Source organism: Cyanobium sp. A1C-AMD, from assembly GCF_024346495.1.
Classification (GTDB): domain Bacteria; phylum Cyanobacteriota; class Cyanobacteriia; order PCC-6307; family Cyanobiaceae; genus Cyanobium_A; species Cyanobium_A usitatum.
The window spans coordinates 1-5337 of the sequence record NZ_JAGQDB010000124.1 but is presented as its reverse complement, the minus strand read 5'-3'; the positions used below and the strand labels follow the sequence as shown (position 1 = coordinate 5337).

4 protein-coding genes are annotated in these 5337 nt (G+C 60.2%); 1 reads left to right on the top strand and 3 read right to left on the bottom strand.

Annotation, left to right across the window (positions count from 1 at the left end; all coding sequences use genetic code 11):
• The 3 genes from KBY74_RS13500 to KBY74_RS13490 form a co-directional block, all read right to left on the bottom strand.
• Positions 1 to 1030, bottom strand: a 1030-nt coding sequence (locus KBY74_RS13500; protein ID WP_254943146.1) for a DUF1156 domain-containing protein, incomplete at its 3' end; no start/stop codon positions are given.
• Position 1031: 1 nt separating this feature from the next.
• Positions 1032 to 1655, bottom strand: a complete 624-nt coding sequence (locus KBY74_RS13495) for a DUF3780 domain-containing protein (protein ID WP_254943145.1) — start codon at positions 1653 to 1655, stop codon at positions 1032 to 1034.
• A 3-nt stretch (positions 1656 to 1658) separates the two neighbouring features.
• Positions 1659 to 4799, bottom strand: coding sequence for a DUF499 domain-containing protein (locus KBY74_RS13490; protein WP_254943144.1), 3141 nt, complete (start codon positions 4797 to 4799; stop codon positions 1659 to 1661).
• A gap of 263 nt (positions 4800 to 5062) precedes the next feature.
• Between KBY74_RS13490 and KBY74_RS13485 the strand changes: the two genes are divergently transcribed.
• Positions 5063 to 5337: sigma factor (locus KBY74_RS13485; RefSeq protein WP_315859078.1), on the top strand; the 275-nt coding region annotated here is incomplete at its 3' end.

Below are 5337 nucleotides of genomic sequence, written 5' to 3'. Positions count from 1 at the left end.
TATCAACTGACTTAATTGTCGGCTGAAGTCTATCTGTGCCTTCCAATCGATCCCAGCTTGCGACGATTCTAGTCTTTTCTGCAATAACCCAGCTGGGTGCTAGTGGAATGTAGTACTCGCAACCTTGTGGCTTGACCTCAAGGCAATAGATGTAAGCATCGGCTCTCTCGCCTTTGTTGTTGCTTTCTATTCCCCACTCCATGATTTGCTTGTTTGCCGCGGCAAAGGCATTGGCCTGGACAGCTGCTACCTCGTTTTTGGTCTTTTTATCGCCGCCGACAAGGTTGAGGCCTGCCCAGGAAAGTAGGCCTGCAGTTGGATTGAGATCAGAGCCAAAGGAATCGCAGCCGAGTCGGGCGGCTTCAAAGGGTATGGAACCTCCACCACAAAATGCATCTCCTACTCGTGGTACATGTCCGAACTTTCTTTGTCCAAGTTGTTCTACTAGCTGCTCTAGATTTGACGCGGTAGTGGCAAGGTGTTGATTTATCTCCTGCCACGCTGCTTCGGAGGGGCCGCACACGTTCTCTGGGCGCTCGCTAAAATCAAGACGCTCGGCATATGGAAGGGTGTCAAAAGTGTTGCGATCTGGGATTGGTCGCTTGCGTTGCTCATCTAGGCGCGCTCGCTGTTGATCGCTGAGACCTTCCCAGATCTCCGCAAGCACAAACTCCTTCTCTTCGTCGCTGATGCCGCGTTGGAAGCCTCGTGATCCGAAGTACTTGTCCTGAATCTCTGAGGGGGACACTTCTCGCCAGGATTTAACCGGGATGTCTCCCTTCTGGCGCTGCCAAGTGCCATCGTCATCCATGGTGAGGATCTTGAGAAAGATCTCTCGATCTTTCTTCGGATCGTTTGACGCAGGCATCAGCATCCCAAGGATGCAAGCGCGCACAAGGATCAGCGGCTTGCGACCCCACCACTTCCCGAGCCCAGTCAGAGTCTGGCCCGAAACAGCTTTCCTCTCCTTGTACGACTCCGCCGAAAGGCGGGCGATGGGAAACTGGGTTTCGATAAAGGCTTTCTGCATCTCAGATCTCAAGCGTTAGTTGCGAGTGGCCAAGTAGTTCACGGCGGGCTTTGGGTGACATTCCCTCTCCCTTCACGAAGGGGTTGTCGGCGATGGCGGCGCGCAGTGCCTTGCGCCATCCGACCCCCTTATTCATTGCCTGGCCGGTGGTGGCCACCGACATCGTGTACAGCCACCAGCGCTCCTCCGGTGCCAAGGCTTCCCAGTTGCGCAGGGCATTTGGGATGTCGTCGATCGAAGCTTCTTCCACTGCCCAGCACAGCACGCAGAGCTCCTTGCCCAGGGATGGGTGCACCGGGATTGGCTTTGTGGGGCTCTTGGTGAGCTTGGCGGTGGCCAGGCCGTTAGCCCGCAGCCGCCGGTTGGCCTCCTCCCAGAAAGCAGGCGCTAGGGCGGCCCAGCGCCCCCGGTCCAACGTCACCCGCAGCGCAGGGTCGGAAGGAGGCGGAGCCGGTAGGGAAGTGACATCTGCTCCGCTAAAGCGGTCACCGCGGTACTCGCTGATCGAGATCAGGTCGCCCTTGGCCGTGCCCTTGGGGATGTGGATCAGAAAGCCATGGCGGCTCTCCTCTGGCACAAAGCCCAGGCCGATGCTCTTGCGTGAAGCTACTGGGGTTCTGGCCATGGCTCAGTCCTGGTCCACGTAGCTGAGGTTGAACGGCTCCTTGGTTGCGTTCAGCCAGTCGATCAGGGCTTGCCCGGTGGAGAAGCCCAAGTTGCCGATCTCCATCCGCAGCGTCCCGTCCTGCACGATGTCCTGGAGCTTGCCAGCCACCGTCTTGAGCTCGGCGCCGCCGTAACCGTTGGCCAGCGAGCCGGAGTAGTCCACGATCTGCTCACCATTGCTGCTCTTGGCAGAAAGTTCCACGTCGTAGGCCAGCACACCTGGGGTCTGCTCCAGCCGGGTGATCAGGTCCCACACCGCCCCTGAGTCATCGAGCTTGCTCACCTTCTGCCAGCGCGCCGGGCGGGTGGCATCAATGGTGCGCACCTCCTCTCCGCGCTTGGGGATGTCCTGCACGATCCCTTGGGAGGTCAGCGAGTAGGTCGGGGCCTGGGCCACGGCGCAGACCTTGCGGCAGTTGTCCGGCACGCGGATCGACCCGTCGTACACCGCCGCATTGCTGCCGATCGGCGAGGAGCCATCCGTTGTGTAGTGGATGCTCACTCCATTGGCCCGGGGGAAGGCCAACAGCTCCACCTCGTAGTGATTCCCGCGGTCATGCAGCTGCTTCTTGAGCCGCAGCGTCGCTGTCCAGGTCTTCACCTCGCTTTGGCGCTCAGGGTTCTCGCTGTCAAACGCCAGGAACTTGTATTGCAAGCCCTTGGCCTCAAACTTGGCCGTTGAAGGCACTGACGATGAGGCGGTAGTGGGCTCGCTCTCGCCGCTTTCGAACACAATGCTGTCGCAGTGCAGTGGGATCAACTGCAGATAGGTACGCCCATCGCCATCTTCATCCCGGGCGCCTTCTCGAATCTCAATGCTGGGGGTCGGCGGCGGGAAGGGCCCCCTGCGCACATAGTTGCCCTCAGGCCGCCAGCGATCGCGCTGGATCGCGTCGGCCCTCAGGTCATCGAGTGCCGACGGCTTATGCAGCGGCCAGTCGGTGCGGGTCGCAGCTGCACGCTTTACATCACTCCACAGAGCTACGGCACTATCAGTTGAGCCAAAGAGACGAGCTTCCGCAAAGGCGCGGAATTTGTCATCTGATATGTCGGCCGTAAATTTATTGGCAACTCTCAGGGTCTCTTTGATCGTGGCCTCGCCATTGGTGTTTCCTGCAAAATCTAAAATCACAGAATTAGGACGCAGGGAGCTTTCCCTTGATGGATAGACCAGTTGATCAAAAGTCTCCTTTAACGCAGAAGAAAACTGCAAACCGATTCGGGCTTGCAGTGAATCATGTGCGCGCCATTGCGGGTCATCTGCAGGTGTGTTCTCGCTTTTGAGGTCAGCCTCGATGCTCTCTAGGGCGCGCGCTTGTCGAGCGGCCTCAAGAATGCGCATGTAGGTGTCCTTCGAGCCGCTCAGGAACAGCACGCGGTTCTTGAATGGCTGCTGCTGCCACCAGTCCTGCCAGTCCTGCGACACCGGAAGGCCATTGGCCTGCCCTCCAGGACGGGTAATGACCAACGTGGTTTTCTCCTGATCGAGCTGCACCTCATCGGGCGGGGGCAGCACCTTCACCACCTGGAAGCAGTCGCGCAGGCTGGGCTCGAAGTAGTCCTGTAGATGCTCCCGTAGCATCCGCTCTACGGTTTCGTTGTGGAGCGACTGGGCGGTGGAGCGCAGCTTGGCAGCCAGGTTCTGCTGATTCTTAAAGAACAGCCGGCCGTCCGGCGAGTTGTGCAGGTACCAGGCCCGAGTTGCCAGCTTGTCGAGAACGTTCGGCTTGAACGACGAGAGGTCTCGGCCAGGTCGCTGCAGGCAGTCCACCAGTTGGTACTCCCGCATTCCGTGGATGGCGCCAGGAGTAGTGGACAGAGAGGCCACCAGGATCAGGCGGGCGGCATCGGAGGCGTCTGTGTTGCCGTTGGCTTCATCGATCACCTCAACTTCGGCATCACCGCCATGGGCGATGTCGTGGGCGATTGCCTCACTCAAGCTGGGGTTGATCGTGCGCACCTCTGAGGCGAGCTCCTCCTTGTTGAGGTCGAGGTCGTAGGGATGGATCAGCTCCAAACCAGCTGCCTTGCCTGAGTGCCAGAGGTCGGAGACGACCATCTGCATCAAGCGGATCACACCACGGGTCTGCTGGAACCCCTCGTTCTCCTTGAATTTGCCCACCAACTCCCGCAGGTCTGGATGGAACGGGTAGGAGTCCTGAATGCGGGTGTAGAGCGATTCCGGTGTGGTGGTAGTGAGGTTCATGTTCACCGCTTCCCGTAGCGCCTCCCGGTAGGAGCCAGCCACTCCATTAATGACGTTCTGGGGTGCCACCTCGGCAAAAAGGCGTTTGCGCAGGATGTGATACAGCTCGTCGCCATTGGGATTAACCGGCGTGATCGGCACCGCGATCCGCCGCGATTCACCCGTCAGCTGCTGGATGGCTTTATCAACCGCCTGGTTGATGTTGTCCTGCCCGCCGGAGTAGTTCGTGCCGCCTAGGTCGGAGAGCACCAGGCAAACGTTGGGCATCTCCGTGACGGCCACGAACAGGTTCGCCAACGCTGCCGTGGTCACCGTGGCCAGGTTGCCATTGCCCACCGGCACCGCGACGGCGTATTCCAGATATGGCGGCAGCTCGTCCAGGAAGATCACCAGCGGCTGTTCGCCCAGCAGCTCTTTCCAAGCCTGCGGTCCAGGGGCCGTTGGCGGGCTGACGTATTTGGCAAACTGCGCGCCTTTGCCCAGCTGTTCTGCAATCGAACCCCAAATCCCCCCGGCGGCATCGGTGCTGCGGCCGTTGAAGCCCACCACCTGGCAGGCACCCAAGCTCGGGGCAGGATTGCCGCCTTCGATCTGAGCGCACACCTCCTGGCGGAGGTGAGGATCCCGGGCCAGCAGCCCCAGCGAAATCATGCTGTGGGTCTTGCCGCCTCCCATCGCCTGGGAGAGCTGAAACACTGAGGAGCCAGCACCAGAGCCACTCAGATGACGGAAGGCACGCTCCACCAGAGCGAGCATCCCGTTCGTGAAGTAGTTCTCCTCAAAGAACGCCCTGCCGTCCACCTCGCCCTTGAGGAAGGTGTCGAGGTTGAGCACCGTGGCGCGCCGATCTGCCGCGAAGACCGAGGGACGCGGGGTGCAGAGCTCTTTAAGGGTCATAAAAGAATCGCCCCTTATTTGTTGGTGTTGGTGTGATTTATGCGCTGTCTGCATAAATCAACGATTTGGCTCGTCCTGCACTTGCTTGGATTCTCAGGGCCGCGCATGGCAGGTGGGGCAAGGGTTCAGCCGCAGCCCCATTAAAGCCCTGTGCTGCCTTGGCGGGGCGTATTTGCGGCTTTCTTTCTGCGGGGATGCAGCCCCTGCGTTGACTGGGCTGCCGTATGGCTTCCTAACCCTCAAAGTGCCGCGCAGGCCTGTTCATGGTGCGGGGCGGGGTCAAGGATCGGAGCCATGCCCGCGATGTCCTAGTGCTGGAGCACCTCTCCCTGGCTGATGCCGTTGCCTCAGCTGCAGTCCGCCGCTTCTTTCCTTTGGTTGAGCGGGAGGATCTGATCCAGGTAGCCCGTGAGGCGCTGATTCGCTCCGCTCCCAGCTGCCGCGCTGGCGAGCCTGCCGCTCCATACCTGCGCCGCTGCATCAGCGGGGCCCTGCAGCACCACCTGCGGGATCGCGTGCGCCTCGTGCGAGTGCCCAG